Source organism: Kitasatospora sp. NPDC001527 (assembly GCF_040298605.1).
In the GTDB taxonomy this organism is placed as follows: Bacteria; Actinomycetota; Actinomycetes; order Streptomycetales; family Streptomycetaceae; genus Kitasatospora.
On sequence record NZ_JBEPAM010000057.1, the window covers coordinates 33457 to 47692 of the forward strand.

17 protein-coding genes are annotated in these 14236 nt (G+C 74.6%); 12 read left to right on the plus strand and 5 right to left on the minus strand.

Annotated features, from left to right (window positions below; all coding sequences use genetic code 11):
• Positions 1 to 147 precede the first annotated feature (147 nt).
• The 4 genes from ABT238_RS33690 (at position 148) to ABT238_RS33705 (ending at position 1980) form a co-directional block, all read left to right on the plus strand.
• A complete protein-coding gene (locus tag ABT238_RS33690) occupies positions 148 to 228 on the plus strand; it encodes an Ms5788A family Cys-rich leader peptide (protein ID WP_350517234.1) in 81 nt (26 codons plus the stop codon).
• Positions 229 to 478: 250 nt separating this feature from the next.
• On the plus strand, positions 479 to 1312 hold the full coding sequence (locus tag ABT238_RS33695) for a sulfurtransferase (RefSeq protein WP_350803195.1): 834 nt from the start codon (positions 479 to 481) through the stop codon (positions 1310 to 1312).
• Positions 1313 to 1352: 40 nt separating this feature from the next.
• The gene (locus ABT238_RS33700; protein WP_030397542.1) at positions 1353 to 1643 is read left to right on the plus strand and encodes a DUF1416 domain-containing protein; all 291 of its coding nucleotides are present in this window, start codon (positions 1353 to 1355) and stop codon (positions 1641 to 1643) included.
• A gap of 64 nt (positions 1644 to 1707) precedes the next feature.
• Positions 1708 to 1980, plus strand: a complete 273-nt coding sequence (locus ABT238_RS33705; protein WP_350570053.1) for a DUF3099 domain-containing protein — start codon at positions 1708 to 1710, stop codon at positions 1978 to 1980.
• Here ABT238_RS33705 and ABT238_RS33710 read toward each other — a convergent pair.
• The gene (locus ABT238_RS33710) at positions 1974 to 2342 is read right to left on the minus strand and encodes a DsrE family protein (RefSeq protein ID WP_350570051.1); all 369 of its coding nucleotides are present in this window, start codon (positions 2340 to 2342) and stop codon (positions 1974 to 1976) included. The two genes, ABT238_RS33705 and ABT238_RS33710, sit on opposite strands and share 7 nt — an antisense overlap.
• A 273-nt stretch (positions 2343 to 2615) precedes the next feature.
• Between ABT238_RS33710 and ABT238_RS33715 the strand changes: the two genes are divergently transcribed.
• From ABT238_RS33715 to ygfZ, 3 genes are all read left to right on the plus strand, one after another.
• Complete coding sequence (locus ABT238_RS33715; protein WP_350803206.1) at positions 2616 to 3218, plus strand: heme-binding beta-barrel domain-containing protein; 603 nt, start codon at positions 2616 to 2618, stop codon at positions 3216 to 3218.
• Between the two features lie 99 nt (positions 3219 to 3317).
• Entirely contained in the window at positions 3318 to 3782 is a 465-nt protein-coding gene (locus tag ABT238_RS33720; RefSeq protein ID WP_350570048.1) for a Fur family transcriptional regulator, read from the plus strand.
• Positions 3783 to 3801: 19 nt separating this feature from the next.
• Positions 3802 to 4764 (plus strand): CAF17-like 4Fe-4S cluster assembly/insertion protein YgfZ, encoded by a 963-nt coding sequence (ygfZ, locus tag ABT238_RS33725; protein ID WP_350570093.1) that lies wholly within the window; start codon positions 3802 to 3804, stop codon positions 4762 to 4764.
• A 12-nt stretch (positions 4765 to 4776) separates the two neighbouring features.
• Here ygfZ and dtd read toward each other — a convergent pair whose 3' ends face one another.
• A complete protein-coding gene (gene dtd, locus ABT238_RS33730) occupies positions 4777 to 5217 on the minus strand; it encodes a D-aminoacyl-tRNA deacylase (RefSeq protein ID WP_350570046.1) in 441 nt (146 codons plus the stop codon).
• 522 nt (positions 5218 to 5739) lie between these two features.
• Here dtd and ABT238_RS33735 point away from each other — a divergent pair.
• The 3 genes from ABT238_RS33735 to ABT238_RS33745 all read left to right on the plus strand — a co-directional run bounded on the left by ABT238_RS33735 (position 5740) and on the right by ABT238_RS33745 (position 7731).
• On the plus strand, positions 5740 to 6354 hold the full coding sequence (locus ABT238_RS33735; protein WP_350803215.1) for an RsiG family protein: 615 nt from the start codon (positions 5740 to 5742) through the stop codon (positions 6352 to 6354).
• Between the two features lie 76 nt (positions 6355 to 6430).
• A complete protein-coding gene (locus tag ABT238_RS33740) occupies positions 6431 to 7390 on the plus strand; it encodes an asparaginase (RefSeq protein ID WP_350570043.1) in 960 nt (319 codons plus the stop codon).
• A gap of 125 nt (positions 7391 to 7515) precedes the next feature.
• The gene (locus tag ABT238_RS33745) at positions 7516 to 7731 is read left to right on the plus strand and encodes a dodecin (RefSeq protein WP_350570042.1); all 216 of its coding nucleotides are present in this window, start codon (positions 7516 to 7518) and stop codon (positions 7729 to 7731) included.
• Between the two features lies 1 nt (position 7732).
• On the opposite strand, the gene ABT238_RS33750 is transcribed toward ABT238_RS33745, so the two are convergent.
• The 3 genes from ABT238_RS33750 to ABT238_RS33760 are packed head-to-tail and all read right to left on the minus strand — an operon-like array spanning position 7733 to position 10649.
• Positions 7733 to 8560, minus strand: a complete 828-nt coding sequence (locus tag ABT238_RS33750; protein ID WP_350570040.1) for a heme ABC transporter ATP-binding protein — start codon at positions 8558 to 8560, stop codon at positions 7733 to 7735.
• A complete protein-coding gene (locus ABT238_RS33755) occupies positions 8557 to 9627 on the minus strand; it encodes a FecCD family ABC transporter permease (RefSeq protein ID WP_502884351.1) in 1071 nt (356 codons plus the stop codon). Before ABT238_RS33755 ends, ABT238_RS33750 begins: the two co-directional genes overlap by 4 nt.
• Positions 9624 to 10649 (minus strand): heme/hemin ABC transporter substrate-binding protein, encoded by a 1026-nt coding sequence (locus ABT238_RS33760; RefSeq protein ID WP_350570038.1) that lies wholly within the window; start codon positions 10647 to 10649, stop codon positions 9624 to 9626. The genes ABT238_RS33755 and ABT238_RS33760 overlap by 4 nt, the downstream gene beginning before the upstream one ends.
• 162 nt (positions 10650 to 10811) lie before the next feature.
• On the opposite strand from ABT238_RS33760, the gene ABT238_RS33765 reads away from it, so the two are divergent.
• Together ABT238_RS33765 and ABT238_RS33770 are read left to right on the plus strand one after the other, a co-directional pair.
• On the plus strand, positions 10812 to 12335 hold the full coding sequence (locus ABT238_RS33765) for an HtaA domain-containing protein (protein ID WP_350570037.1): 1524 nt from the start codon (positions 10812 to 10814) through the stop codon (positions 12333 to 12335).
• A 45-nt stretch (positions 12336 to 12380) separates the two neighbouring features.
• Positions 12381 to 14003 (plus strand): HtaA domain-containing protein, encoded by a 1623-nt coding sequence (locus tag ABT238_RS33770; RefSeq protein ID WP_350803234.1) that lies wholly within the window; start codon positions 12381 to 12383, stop codon positions 14001 to 14003.
• Positions 14004 to 14236 lie beyond the last annotated feature (233 nt).

The window sequence follows — 14236 nt, forward strand, 5'->3', positions numbered from 1 at the left end:
CCGGACCGGCCTCCGCGCGCCCGCCGCCCGGGCCCCGGCCGGATCCCGACGCCCATGAAATGGTCAAATCCCACGATGTGAGTCATCTGGTCTCGCTATTCGATACGCTGATGACAGCGGGCATCCGGTGTCCCTAGCATCGTCCGCATGAAGCGACAGACGGACCTCACCAAGCGGCGGGCGGTAGACCTGTGCCGCGTGGCCGCCTGTCTGTGTCGAATGCGCTAACTCGGCGCCCAGGCAGGGCAGTTGCCCCCACCGCCGATTTCCTCCGGTGACCGCCGCCGGCCCCTCTGGCCGGGCGTCCCCGCCGTACTCCGCCACATCCCGCCCGGTCGCGCCGCGCACCGTCTCCCGTCCCAGTATTCGGACAGGAATTCGGACCGGTGGCCGACGGGCGACCCGCACCACCGCTGAGCAGCAGCACCCGAAGCAGCGAGCACCTTCCGCCAACCGCCCCCGGATGGAGAACATCACCATGAGCCGCAGCGACGTCCTGGTCGACGCCGACTGGGTCCAGGCCCACCTGGACGACCCGAAGGTCGTCATCGTCGAGGTCGACGAGGACACCTCCGCCTACGAGAAGAACCACATCCGCAACGCGGTCCGGATCGACTGGAAGAGCGACCTCCAGGACCCGGTCCGCCGCGACTTCATCGACCAGGCCGGCTTCGAGGCGCTGCTCAGCGCCAAGGGCATCGCCAACGACGACACCGTCGTGCTCTACGGTGGCAACAACAACTGGTTCGCCTCCTACGCCTACTGGTACTTCAAGCTGTACGGCCACGGCGACGTCCGCCTGCTCGACGGCGGCCGCAAGAAGTGGGAGCTGGACTCCCGCGACCTGGTCGCCGAGGTCCCGCAGCGCGCCGCGACCGAGTACAAGGCGCAGGCCGCCGACTCCTCGATCCGCGCCTTCCGCGACGACGTGATCGCCGCCATCGGCACCCTCAACCTGGTCGACGTCCGCTCGCCCGACGAGTTCTCCGGCAAGCTGCTCGCCCCGGCCCACCTCCCGCAGGAGCAGTCGCAGCGCCCCGGCCACGTGCCGACCGCGCGCAACGTCCCGTGGGCCAAGAACGCCAACGACGACGGCACCTTCAAGAGCGACGAGGAGCTCAAGGCCCTGTACGAGGCCGAGGGCGTCGACCTGGCGACCGACACCATCGCCTACTGCCGCATCGGCGAGCGCTCCGCGCTCACCTGGTTCGTGCTGCACGAGCTGCTCGGCCAGGAGAACGTGAAGAACTACGACGGTTCCTGGACCGAGTACGGCAGCCTCGTCGGCGTGCCGATCGAGCTCGGCAACTGAGCCACCGGCTCCACCCGTAAGGCAGAAGGGAAACAAGACAATGTGCGGTGCGAAGGCCGGCGGCCCGGACCTGGCAGGAGTTGACGTGGCGAACGAGACGATCATCCAGGGTTCGGTGACCCGCGACGGAGAGCCGGTCAACGGCTATGTCCGACTGCTCGACGAGGGCGGCGAGTTCACGGCCGAGGTGCCCACCTCGGCGACCGGCCAGTTCCGGTTCTTCGCCCGCCCGGGCAAGTGGACGCTGCGCGCGCTCATCCCGGGCCAGACCGTGGACCGCCAGGTGGTCGCCTCCCAGGGCAACCTGACCGAGGTCGCGATCGCGGTCTGATCGGCGCGACGGCGTGACCTGAGGGCCCCTGCCGTGCGGGGGCCCTCAGGCCTACCGTGGAAGGGTGCAGTCCCGCCGGCGCCGCCGCTACTACTACGCCATGATGGGCGTCTGCCTGGGCGTCTTCGTCCTGGCCTGGGGAGTCGTGCGGTTCTTCTCCGTCCCGGCGGCGATCGGCATGTGCCTGTTCGCGATGGTCATCCCGCCGGCCGCGGCCGTGTTCGCCAACAAGCGGGACCCCGAGGACGACTGGTGGGACGACCCGCGCTGGGAGGACCCGAAGTGGGACGACCCCGGCCACGACCGGGACCGCCCCGACCACGAACCCCGTCAGTAGACGAGCGCCTGCACGCCCTCGGCCATGATCTCGCTGACGAAGACCTGCGCGCCCGCGATCCGGACACCGTCGAGGGTGTCCTGCTGCTCGATCCCGCGCCGCGCCGCGCACTGGGTGCACAGCGTCAGCGTGCCGCCGGCCAGCACCGACTCCAGCAGGTCCGGCAGCGGGGCCGCGTGCGGCAGCTCGAACTCCGCCGCCCGCCCCGGCAGGGCGAACCACGCCGACTCGCCGGTCAGCCAGAGCGAGACCTCGACGCCGCTGGCGACGGCCACCGCCGCCACCGTGAACGCCTGCGAGCACCGTTCGGGGGCGTCCGCCCCGGCGGTGACCTTGATGACGAGCTTCTTCTTCTGGGACATGCCGACACCCTAGATCGGCGAGGTGGTGGGGCTCACCGAGACCCGTCCCCACCCGCCGGATAGAGTGAGCGGCAGCAAAATCCACCACACTGTCGCCGCAATGGGAGCCCCCCGTGTCCGGTCTGGAAATCTTCTTCGACGGTCTGCTGGCCCTCATGGCCGTGCTGATCACCTGGTTCGCCATCTTCTCGGTGATGAAGCTCTACCAGGGCCAGCGCTGAGCCACTGCCGTACGGTTGAAGTACTCCCGCACCGACGACAGCGACCAGGAACATGATCGAGATCCCCTCTGACCTCCACAAGGACGTCGTCCCGCTCGCCTTCCTCCTCGGCACCTGGGAGGGCGCGGGCGTCTACGCCCCTCTGCCGGGTGAAGGGGGCCCGGGCACCGAGAAGTGCAACTTCGGCCAGGAGATCGTCATCCGCCACGACGGACGGCCCTTCCTGGAGTTCCGCTCCCGCACCTGGGTGCTGAACGGCGAGGGCGAGAAGGTCCGCCCGCTGGAGAACGAGCACGCCTTCTGGCGCATCACCAGCAACCAGCACGGCACCAGCGGCGCCCGCGGGATCGAGATCTCGTCCGTCCGCGACGACGGCACGGTGGAGATCTGGTACGGCGAGCTGGCCGACGGCAAGCCGCAGATCGACGTCTCCACCGACGCGGTGGCCCGGATCGAGGGCTCGCCGGAGTACTCGGGCGGCAAGCGGCTCTACGGCTTCGTCAACGAGGAACTGCTCTGGGTGGGCGAGAAGGCCGCCCCGAACGTCCCGCTGCGCCCGTACATGTCCGCCCAGCTGAGGAAGGTGCTCTCGCCGGCCCAGCTGATCAAGGACATCAACGACCTGCCGGACGACGGCATCGCCTTCTTCAAGTAGGCACGGGCGCTGGCAGCGGCGCGCACGAGTGTGGGGACCGGCCCCGGGCCGGTCCCTACACTTGGTCCAGGACCCCCGACGTTTGGCAGGGACAGGACCGTGGCGGACACCGGCACCACCGACTGGCAGCTCTCCGGCGACTGGAAGGCCGACCTGCGCGAACGCGGGTACCGGCTCACCCCCCAGCGGCAGCTCGTGCTGGAGGCGGTCGACGCGCTCGACCACGCCACCCCGGACGACATCCTCTGCCACGTCCGGCAGACCGCCAGCGGCGTCAACATCTCCACCGTCTACCGGACCCTGGAGCTGCTGGAGGAGCTGGGCCTGGTCTCGCACGCCCACCTCGGCCACGGCGCACCGACCTACCACCTGGCCGGCCGTCACCACCACCTCCACCTGGTCTGCCGGGACTGCGAGAAGGTCACCGAGACCGGCACCGAGATCGCCCAGCCGCTGATCGACAGCCTCCGCGCCCAGCACGGCTTCGACACCGACCTCAAGCATTTCGCCATCTTCGGCCGCTGCGCCGACTGCACCGCCGAGCGCGCCGCGGGGCGGTCGTAAGCTTGCCGGTATGACCGGTCTGAAGAGTCCGCTGCTTGCGCTGCCCGGAGCCGTCCCCGCCGAGGGAACCGACGAGGGCGTCGCCGCCCACTACGGCGACCTCTTCCGCGAGCAACGGAGCCTCGCCCGAGGCGCCGGGTTCGTCGACCTCTCGCACCGCGGCGTGCTCACCGTCACCGGCGAGGACCGGCTGAGCTGGCTGCACCTGCTGGTCACCCAGCACGTCAGCGCGCTGCCGCCGCAGCAGGCCACCGAGGCGCTGGTGCTCTCCCCGAACGGGCACGTCGAGCACGCCCTCTACCTGGTCGACGACGGCACCACCACCTGGGCGCACGTCGAGCCGGGCACCCAGCAGGCGCTGGTCGGCTACCTGGAGAGCATGAAGTTCTTCTACCGGGTCGAGGTCGCCGACGCGACCGCCGACTACGCGGTGGTCCACCTGCCGGCCGGCTCCACCGCCTCCGCCGAGGGCGCGGCGGCCGTCCGCGAGCTGTCGTACGGGCGGGACCTCTTCCTGCCGCGCGCCGAGCTGGCGCAGCGGACGGCGGGCTACGGCCCGGCGGCCGGCGTCTGGGCGTACGAGGCGCTGCGGATCGAGGGCCACCGGCCGCGGCTCGGCTTCGAGACCGACCACCGGACCATCCCGCACGAGGTGGACTGGCTGGACACCGCCGTCCACCTGCAGAAGGGCTGCTACCGGGGCCAGGAGACGGTGGCCCGGGTGCACAACCTGGGGCGGCCCCCGCGCCGGCTGGTCTTCCTGCACCTGGACGGCACCGAGGAGGTGCTGCCCCCGCACGGGACGCAGGTGCGGCTCGCCTCGGACCCGGAGGGGCGGGCGCTCGGCTTCGTCACCTCCTCGGCGCGCCACCACGAGCTGGGGCCGATCGCGCTGGCCATCGTGAAGCGGAACGTCCCGGTGGACGCGGTGCTGCTGGCCGGCACGGTGCCGGGCACGCAGGACGTGATCGTCCCGCAGTAGGGCGGACGGACCCTAGACCTCGACGAGGACGGTGAACGGGCCGTCGTTCACCAGGGCGACCTTCATGTCGGCGCCGAAACGGCCGGTCTCGACCTTGGCGCCGAGTGCGCGCAGCCGGGCGACCACCTCGTCCACCAGCGGCTCGGCGACCGGGCCCGGCGCGGCGGCGTTCCAGGTGGGGCGGCGCCCCTTGCGGGCGTCGCCGTAGAGCGTGAACTGGCTGATGACCAGCAGGGGCGCTCCGATGTCGGAACAGGACTGTTCGACACCCTCGTCGTTCGCGGGCAGCAGCCGCAGGGTCCAGAGCTTGCGGGCCAGCTGGGCCGCCTTGGCGGGGGTGTCGTCGTGGGTGACGCCGACCAGGACGCAGAGCCCGGGCTCCTCGATCGCGCCGACGGTCTCGCCGGCCACCGTCACCCGGGCCTCGGCCACTCGCTGCACCACTGCTCGCATGCGGCCATTCTGCCGGAGTCGCAGGGGGGCGTGAGCAGGCCCCTGGGGCGCTCTGTCCCTGGGCGCGCGCCGGGTAGCGTGCGCCTGCGTGCGCCATGGCGGCGTTCTCCCTGCGAAAAGCTTCGGTCGTATCAGCCACCCCTCTTCGCCAGGGGGCCGTTCGGGTGCACGGGCGGTGCGGCGGCGCCGGGCGGGGTGGCACGCTGGGGGACCGTACGAGGGCGGGCCCGCCGCTCCGCCGCACCAGGCGGGGGCGGTCGGACGCGCCCGGGGTCCGGGGCGCCGAGGTCCGCCGCGCCGGGCCCGGTCCGGCCGGGCGGCCGGGCCCATGGGTCAGGCGTTCTGGTCGTGTCGCCCCGCGGGGTGGCCGCGGCCGGGGGCGGGAACCTTCGTGGGCGTCCGGGCGTGCCTCCGGACGGGAACGCGCCACCGGCGCGCGCGGCGGTTGACGGGCCGGACCTGCGGCAGGCGACGGGGCGCCGCGAGCGGGTGGGATCGGGACGACGGCAGGTGGGTTGGTTGATGGACGCGATCAGCGCGGCGCAGGACCGGTACGGGCGGCTGCCCGAGGGGCCCGGGGCCGGCCCCGGGCCGGACCTCGGAGGACTGGGCCTGGACCAGCTGCGGACCCTGCGCCGGGAGACCCTGGAGCAGGAGGCCGACCTCTCCTACCTGCGACGGCTGCTGCACGGCCGGATGGACATCCTGCTGGCCGAGCTGGACCGGCGGCCCGTGGCCGGAGGCGGGGCCGCCGCCGGTGCCGCCAGGCCGGTGGGTCCGGCGGACGCGGCGGAGCCGGCCGGCGCCCTGCTGGCGCGGCTGCCGGCCATCCTGACGGACGCGCCGTCCACCGTCCGCCGCTCGGCCCGGCACGTCACGCTGGGGCCGCCGCGCGGGGAGCAGTCCCAGCTGGAGGCGGACGCGCTGATGGGCGACGTCCAGCTGGCCGACCTGGCGGCGCACCCGGCCGAGGAGCTGCTGGCGGCGCTGGAACGGCTGCGGGCGCACGAGCGGGAGGTGTCCGGACGGCGGCAGCGGCTGCTGAGGACGGCGGACGGCTGCAACGCCGAAATCACCCGCAGGTACCGTGATGGGGAAGCACGGGTCGACGACCTGCTCGCAGGCGGCCCGCTCTGACAGGTGCGGGGCCGCCCGGGGCGGGGGCGGGGCCCGGCTCGCCCCCGGCTCACCCTCACCCCGGAAGGCTTTCGCCATGTCCAATTCCGCCGCCCTGCCCGTGCTCGCCGAAGTCGTCCGCTCGGGCTTCGTCGAGGGCCGGCACCACGGTTCGCTGGTGCTGCTGGGCACCGACGGCTCGGTCGAGTTCGCGCTGGGCGCGCCGGACGCGCCGGTCTTCCCGCGGTCCTGCGCCAAGCCGTTCCAGGCCGTGGCCACGCTGCGGGCCGGGCTGGCGATCGAGGGCGAGCTGCTGGCGCTGGCCGCCTCCAGCCACTCCGCAGAATCGTTTCACCTCGATGGTGTACGGCGGATCCTCGCCGGTGCGGGGCTGGACGAGTCCGCCCTGCGCACCCCGGCCGACCTCCCGCTCGACGACCTGGAGGCGGAGCTGCACCTGCGCTGGGGCGGCGACCGCGAGCCGATTTTGATGGACTGCTCCGGCAAGCACGCCGGCTGGCTGGCCGCCTGCGCGGCCAACGGCTGGCCCACCGACGGCTACCTCGACCCGGCCCACCCGGTCCAGCGGCTGGCCCGCGAGGCCCTGGAGGAGTCCGTCGGCGAGCCGGCCGCACACGCCGGGGTGGACGGCTGCGGCGCGCCGCTGCTGGCCGTCAGCCTGACCGGCCTGGCCCGCGCCTACCGCGCGCTGGTGCTGGCCGAGCCCGGCACCCCGCAGCGCCGGGTCGCCGACGCGATGCGGGCGCACCCCGAGTACGTGGCCGGCACCCGCCGGGCCGACACCCGGCTGATGCGGGCGGTGCCCGGCGCGCTCGCCAAGATGGGCGCGGAGGCCGTCCAGGCGGTGGCGCTGCCGGACGGGCGGGCGCTCGCCTTCAAGATCGACGACGGCGCCGAGCGGGCCCGCGGCCCGGTCCTGGCCGCCGCGCTGCGCCGCCTCGGGGTGACCACCGCGGACGGCACCCTGGACCGCATCGCCGCCTCCCCCCTGCACGGCGGCGGCACCCGGGTCGGCGAGGTCCGCGCCACCCTGTGATCCGCCCGCTCGCCTCCGGCGTGCGGCGCGGGGCGGGGGTCGTCCGCCCGGTCGGCTCCGCGTGCGGACGGACGGCCCCCGGTGCACCGTGGACCGGGGGCCGTCGCACAGCTGAGGAGTCCGCCATGAGCGAGCACGTGTACCGGGTGACCGAGATCGTCGGGTCCTCGACGGAGAGCGTCGACGCCGCGATCCGCAACGGCATCGATCGCGCCTCCCGGACGCTGCGCCACCTCGACTGGTTCGAGGTCTCGCAGGTCCGGGGTCACCTCGCCGACGGGCGGATCAAGCACTACCAGGTGTGCATGAAGGTCGGCTTCCGGCTGGAGGACGAGGGCTGAGTCACCCGCGTTCCGGCAGCACCAGCGGCAGTCCCGTGCGCGGGTGCGGCAGTACCTCGACCGGGTGTCCGTACACCTCGCTGAGCAGCGGGGCGCGCAGCACCTCGGCCACCGGCCCGTCGGCGACCGTCGCGCCGCCGGTCAGCAGCACCACCCGGTCCGCGTAGGCCGCCGCCAGCGACAGGTCGTGCAGCACGACGACCACGCCGTCCCCGGCGGCGGCCCGGGTGCGGGCCAGGCGCAGCACCAGTTCCTGGTGGCGCAGGTCGAGCGCGGCGGTGGGCTCGTCGAGCAGCAGCAGGGCGGTGCGCTGGGCGAGCACCCGGGCCAGCGCGACGCGGGCCCGTTCACCGCCGGACAGGGCGGTGAACGGCCGCCCGGCGAAGGCGGCGGACTCGGTCGCGGCCATCGCCTCGGCGACCACCCGTTCGTCCTCGGCGGCGGCCGCGGTGCCGGCCCAGGGGGCGCGGCCCATCCGGACCACCTCGTCGGCCGGGAACGGGAAGGACAGCGCGGCCGCCTGCGGCAGCAGCGCGCGGCGCCGGGCGAGGTCGGCGGGCCGGTAGCCGGCCAGCGGGCGGCCGTCCAGCCGGACCTCGCCGGCGGTCGGCACGAGGTCCCCGGCGAGCACGGAGAGCAGGGTGGACTTGCCCGCGCCGTTCGGCCCGAGCAGGGCGACCACCTCGCCGGCGGTGACCCGGACGTCCGCGCCGGCCAGCAGGTCGCGCCCGCCGACGGTCAGCCGGACCGCCTCGGCGGTGAGCAGTTCGCTGCCCGGGGCGGGCCGTTCGGGCACCTCGGGGCGGGTGCGCAGGGTACCGATCCTCATGCCCAGCCTCCCTGCTTGGTCCTGGTGCGGCGCAGCAGCCAGAAGAAGAACGGGCTGCCGATCAGCGCGGTGAGCACGCCGAGCGGGAGCTCGGCCGGCTCGGCCAGGGTGCGCGCGGCGAGGTCGGCGGCGACCAGCACGAGCGCGCCGCCGAGCGCGGAGGCGGGCAGCAGGAAGCGGTGGCCGGGCCCGGCGACCATCCGCAGCAGGTGCGGGACGACCAGGCCGACGAAGCCGATGATGCCGCTGACCGCGACGGCGGCGGCGGTGAGCAGGGCGACGAGGGTGATCAGCACCAGCCGCATCCGCTCGACGTCCACGCCGAGGTGGCGGGCGGGCCGCTCGCCGAGGGCGAGCAGGTCCAGCGAGCGGGCGTAGCGGGGTGCGGCGGCGAGGCCGGCGAGCGCGAACGGGAGGACGGCGAGCACCTTGCCCCAGGTGGCCTGGGAGAGCGAGCCGAGCTGCCAGAAGGTGACCTGGCTGATCGCCGCGGAGTCGGCGGTGAACAGGAACAGGCCGATCAGCGCGCCGCAGAAGGCGTTCACCGCGACGCCGGTGAGGATCAGCGTGACCACCTCGGTGCGGCCGCCGGAGCGGGACATCGCGTAGACCGCGAAGACCGTCAGCAGGCCGGTGGCGAAGGCGGAGGCGGTCACCGTCCAGGTGCCGAGTGCGTCCAGGCCGAGCACGATGCAGCCGACCGCGCCGACCGCGCCGCCGGAGGAGACGCCGATGACGGCCGGTTCGGCGAGCGGGTTGCCGAACACGCCCTGCATCAGCGCGCCGGCGCAGCCGAGCGAGGCGCCGACCAGCAGGGCGAGCACCACCCGGGGCAGCCGGACGTTCCAGAGCACCGACTCGGGGACGCGGTCGAGGGCGTGGCCGCCGAGGCCGAGCCGGTGGCCGAAGGAGGCGAGGATGTCGCCGAGCGGGATGCGGTAGGCGCCGATGCCGGCCGCGAGCAGGGCGCAGAGCACCAGGGCGGCGGCGAGGCCGGCGGTGAGCAGGGCGGTGCGGCTGGTGCGCTTGGCCACCGGGAGGCTCTTGCCGGTGACGGCGGCGGTCACTCGGCGGCCTTCGGGTAGAGCTGCTCGGCGATCCCGCGGATCACCTGCGGGGTGCGCGGGCCGTAGCTGAGCAGTTGGCCGTCCTCGACGGAGACGATCCGGCGGTCGAGCCCGGCCGGGGTCTGGGCGACGCCGGGCAGCTTGAGCAGGCCGTCGACGCCGCCGACGGAGTCGAGGCCCTTGCTCATCACCAGGATCGCGTCGGGGGCGGCCTTGACCAGGGCCTCGCTGGTGAGCGGGGTGAAGTCGCCGCTCAGTCCGGCGGCGGTGCCGGCGTCCTCGCCGCCGACCGCCTCGATCAGCGAGCCGGCGCCGGAGGCCGGGCCGCCGAGCAGGTAGACCGAGGCGCTGCCGCGCAGGTAGAGGAAGGCGACCTTGGGGCGGCGCTCGACGGCGGGCAGGGCGGCCCTGGCCTCGGTGATCCGCTGTTCGGTGCGCTCCTTCAACTGCCGCCCGGCGTCGGGGACTCCGAGGGCGGCGGCGACGGCGTCGATGCGCGGGCCGACGTCCTCCAGCCGCTTGGCGTCGTCCAGGACGAGCAGCGGGACGCCGGCCGCGCGGATCTGCGCGACGGCCTCGGCCGGGCCGGTGGAGCGGTCGGCGAGCACGACGGTCGGGTGGAGGGAGAGCACGCCCTCGGCGGAGACGTCGTGGGCCTGGGTGATCACGGGCAGGGCGGCGGCCTGCTCGAAGGTGGTGGAGACGTCCCGGGCGACGACCTTGGGGCCGAGGCCGAGGCTGAAGACGATCTCGGCCAGGCTGCCGTTGAGCGGGATGATCCGTTCGGCGCTGGTGACGGTGGTCGTCCGGCCGTCGGCGGAGGCCGCGGTGGCGGGGAGCCGCGGGGTCGGTGCGCCGGGCAGCGGCTCGACCCTGTCCGGGGCGCGCGAGCCCGTTCCGGCGGCCGCGCCGGCGGCACCGGTGGCCGAGCCGCAGGCGGTCAGGGCGAGCAGCAGGCCGAGGAGGAGCAGCAGGATCGCGGGGCCGCGGGCGGCCCGATGTCGGGTGGTACTGCTGCTCAACGTCGTTCCCTTCGTCGGGAGTTGTCGCCGCCGGTGGGTGGGGTGCGGGGGTGCCCGGCGGGGCTCTTGACTCATATATTAGGTTAGCCTTACCTAAATCTCGCAAGGGGGTCGGTGGTGTGCCGACCCCGTTTTCCCCTGTCACGCCGAGGAGTGATCCGCGTGCCTCTGCCCCATCGGCTCCGCCGTCCGACCGCCGGACTGGTGGCCGCCCTGGCGGCCCTGTTGACGGTCGCCCTGCTGCCCGGCCAGGCGGTGGCGGCCGAGGGGCGGGTGTCCGGCGGGCGGCTCGACTGGGGGATCAAGCAGTCCTTCCTGACGTACGTCACCGGGCCCATCGCGCAGGGGAACTGGTCGCTCACCGGCGGCGCGGCCACGGTGGCCGGCAGCGGCTTCCGGTTCCACTCCGCCACCGGCGCCTACGACCCGGCGAGCGGCGCGCTGAGCGCCGCGTTCTCCGGCGGGGTCCGGTTCACCGGGCACCAGGAGAACGGCGCCAACGCGCTGGACCTGAGCATCGGGAGGCTCACCTTCCGGGCCGCCGCGGGCGGCGCGGCCGGGCTGTACGCGGACGTCAGCAGCAAGTCCCGGGAGACCGGCCAGGTCAGCAGCGCGAGCCAGGCCAAGCTGGCGGAGCTCTCGCTGGCCGGCGTCGACCTGCGCGGCGCGGCCGGCACCCTGACGCTCAGCAACGTCCCGGCGACGCTGACCGACGCGGGCGCCAGGGCCTTCGGCGGGTTCTACACCGCCGGGACGGCGCTCGACCCGGTCAGTCTGTCGGTCAACCTCCCGGCGGCGCAGCCGACCCAGACCCAGACCCAGACCCCGGCCGCACCGAGCGCCACGGCGACGCCGACCGCCGCGCCGAGCGCGACCGCGACTGCGGCGCCGAGCGCCGCGCCGTCGTCGACCGCCCCGGCGGCTCCGGCCGAAACCCCGGCCCCGGCCACCGCTGAGGCCGCCGCCGCCACCGAGTTCGGCAACGGCGCGCTCGACTGGGGCGTGCGCCGGACCTTCCGCGACTACGTCACCGGCTCGATCGCCCAGGGCCGGTGGGAGCCCGCCGGCGGTGCGGCGGACGGCGGCGCGTTCTTCCGCTGGACGCCCGCCAGGGGCAGCTACGACCCGGCGAGCGGCGCGCTGAGCGCCGCCTTCTCCGGCAGCGTCCGCTTCACCGGTCTGAAGAGCGGCGACGCCTACGGTCTGGACCTCACCCTGGCGAACCCGGGCGTCACCGTCGCCGACGGCAAGGGCCTGCTGCGCGCCGACGTCTCCGGCCGCACGCCGGACGGCGCCACGCAGCAGCTCACCGGCGTCGAGCTGGCGACCTTCGACCCGGCCGGACTCGCCGCCGAGGGCGGGCTGCTCAAGGCCGTCGAGCTGCCGCTCACGCTCACCGAGCCGGGCGGCAAGGCCCTCGGTGGCCTCTACCCGGCGGGCACCGCGATGGACCCGCTGAGCTTCGCCGTCGCGCTCGACCCGGCCGCCGCCCTCCCGCCGCTGCCGGACATCGGCAGCGCCCCGGCGGTCGCTCCGGCGAGCCCGTCCGCCGCGCCGGTCGCCGCCGCCACCGGCGCCGGGGGCCCGGACGGCGTCCCGACGGCGGCCGTGGTGGCCGGCGGTCTGCTCACCGCCGCATTGCTCGCGGGCGGAGGCCTGTTCCTCGTCCGCCGCCGTCGCGCCTGACCCCCTCCACACCCGCTTCCCCCGCTCATCGATCGGAGTTCCCCCATGTCCCGCAACCGCACCCGGCTGGCCGCCCTGGCCGCCGTCACCGCCGGCCTCGGCCTGACCGCCTTCGGTGCCCCGGCCCTGGCCTTCGGCGCCGGCGCGCCGGGCAGCGTCACGTACGACACCGGCGCGCTGGACTGGGGGGTGAAGGCCGGCTTCCGCAACTACGTCACCGGCCCGGTCGGCCAGGGCGCGGTGGAGCTGAGCGGCGGCGCGACCACCAACGCCGACGGGACCTTCCACTTCGGGCTGGCGAGCGCGCGCTACGACCTGGGGACGCACGTCCTGACCTCGGCCTTCACCGGCGGGGTGCGGTTCACCGCCCACCACGGCGCGCTGGACGTCGCGCTGAGCGATCTGAAGATCACCACGGCGGGGACGGCCGGCACGCTGACCGCCGACACCGCCTCCAAGGAGTCGACGGGCGCGACGGAGGTCACCAAGCGGGACGACGTGCCGCTGGTGACCTTCACCGTCGGCCGGGACACCACGACGGGCGTGCCGACGGCGGCGAAGCTGACGGAGGAGGGGGCCAAGGCGTTCGCGGGCTTCTACCAGGCCGGGGCGGACATGGATCCGCTGGCGCTGCTGCTCAAGCAGAGCCCGGCCACCCCGTCCCCGACGGCCACCCCCACCGCTACGGCCACGCCTACGGCCACTCCGACGGCGACGGCGACGGCCACTCCGACCGCCGAGCCCACCGCGACCGCCTCGCCGACGGCCACCGCCACGCCGTCCGCCACGCAGTCCCCGACGGCCACCTCCTCGCCGTCCGTGACCTCGTCCCCGTCCACCGCTCCCGGCGGCAACGGTGAACTCGCCGTCGTCAACGGGACTCTGGACTGGCAGGTCAAGGAGAGCTTCCGCAAGTACCTGCAGAGCCCGGTGGCCAACGGCAAGGTCGAGTTCGGCGGCGGCGCGGCCGACTACCGCTTCGGCGGCGCCAGCGGCAGCTACAACACCAAGAGCCACGCGCTGTCGGCGGGCTTCGCCGGCTCGGTGCGCTTCCTGGGACACCCGGCCGCCGGTGGCGGATACCAGCTCGACACCGCCCTCTCCAAGCTCGGCCTGAGCATCTCCAAGGACGGCGCCTACCTGACGGCCGACGTCACCGCCAAGTCCCTGGACGGGAAGACGACTTCGCTGTCCGGCGCCCGGATCGCGAAGCTCGACCTCTCCAGGGCGAACCTCGCCCCGGTCAACGGCGTGGTGACGCTCGACGCCGTCCCGGCCACCCTGACCGCCGAGGGCGTTCCGGCCTTCGCCAACTACAAGGCGGGCGAGGCCCTCGACCCGGTCACCGTCTCGCTGGCCTTCGACAAGAACGCCCAGCTGCCCACCACCCAGCCCACCGGCGGCACGGCGGGCGGCACCACGACCGGTGCGACCGGTGCGACCGGCACGACCGGCTCCACCGGGGGCGCCGGCGGCAGCGGCACCGGCACGGTCGGCGGCGCCTCCCTGACCACCACGGGAGGCACGACGGCCGGTGCCCCCGGCTCGCTCGCCGCCACCGGCTCCTCCACCCCGGTGGCCCCCCTCCTGGCCACCGCCGCCGGTCTGCTCCTGCTCGGCGGCGGTGCCACCGCCCTGGCCCGCCACCGCAAGTCCACCAGCGCCTGATCCGAAGGTCCGGAGTGGGAAGTCGGCGGGTCCGACTTCCTGCTCCGGCAGGCGGGTTGCCCACCCGCCGGACAGCTTCCGGTGGGCCTCGCCCGGCCTGAGCGAGGCCCACCGGGCTCGGGGGGGGGGGGGGGCCCCGGGGCGTGCCGCGCGCGGGGCGGGGGCGGGGGGGGCCCAGGGGGCCGGGGGGGGGGGGCCGGGGGGTGGGGGGGGCGGGGGGTTTGGTTGGGGTG

Coding starts and splice junctions, on each gene's coding strand:
- ABT238_RS33745 (WP_350570042.1), top strand. CDS start 7,516: ATGAGCGAGCACGTGTACCGGGTGACCGAGATCGTCGGGTCCTCGACG.
- ABT238_RS33740 (WP_350570043.1), top strand. CDS start 6,431: ATGTCCAATTCCGCCGCCCTGCCCGTGCTCGCCGAAGTCGTCCGCTCG.
- ABT238_RS33700 (WP_030397542.1), top strand. CDS start 1,353: ATGTGCGGTGCGAAGGCCGGCGGCCCGGACCTGGCAGGAGTTGACGTG.
- ABT238_RS33715 (WP_350803206.1), top strand. CDS start 2,616: ATGATCGAGATCCCCTCTGACCTCCACAAGGACGTCGTCCCGCTCGCC.
- ABT238_RS33710 (WP_350570051.1), bottom strand. CDS start 2,342: ATGTCCCAGAAGAAGAAGCTCGTCATCAAGGTCACCGCCGGGGCGGAC.
- ABT238_RS33690 (WP_350517234.1), top strand. CDS start 148: ATGAAGCGACAGACGGACCTCACCAAGCGGCGGGCGGTAGACCTGTGC.
- ABT238_RS33695 (WP_350803195.1), top strand. CDS start 479: ATGAGCCGCAGCGACGTCCTGGTCGACGCCGACTGGGTCCAGGCCCAC.
- ABT238_RS33770 (WP_350803234.1), top strand. CDS start 12,381: ATGTCCCGCAACCGCACCCGGCTGGCCGCCCTGGCCGCCGTCACCGCC.
- ABT238_RS33750 (WP_350570040.1), bottom strand. CDS start 8,560: ATGAGGATCGGTACCCTGCGCACCCGCCCCGAGGTGCCCGAACGGCCC.
- ABT238_RS33735 (WP_350803215.1), top strand. CDS start 5,740: ATGGACGCGATCAGCGCGGCGCAGGACCGGTACGGGCGGCTGCCCGAG.
- dtd (WP_350570046.1), bottom strand. CDS start 5,217: ATGCGAGCAGTGGTGCAGCGAGTGGCCGAGGCCCGGGTGACGGTGGCC.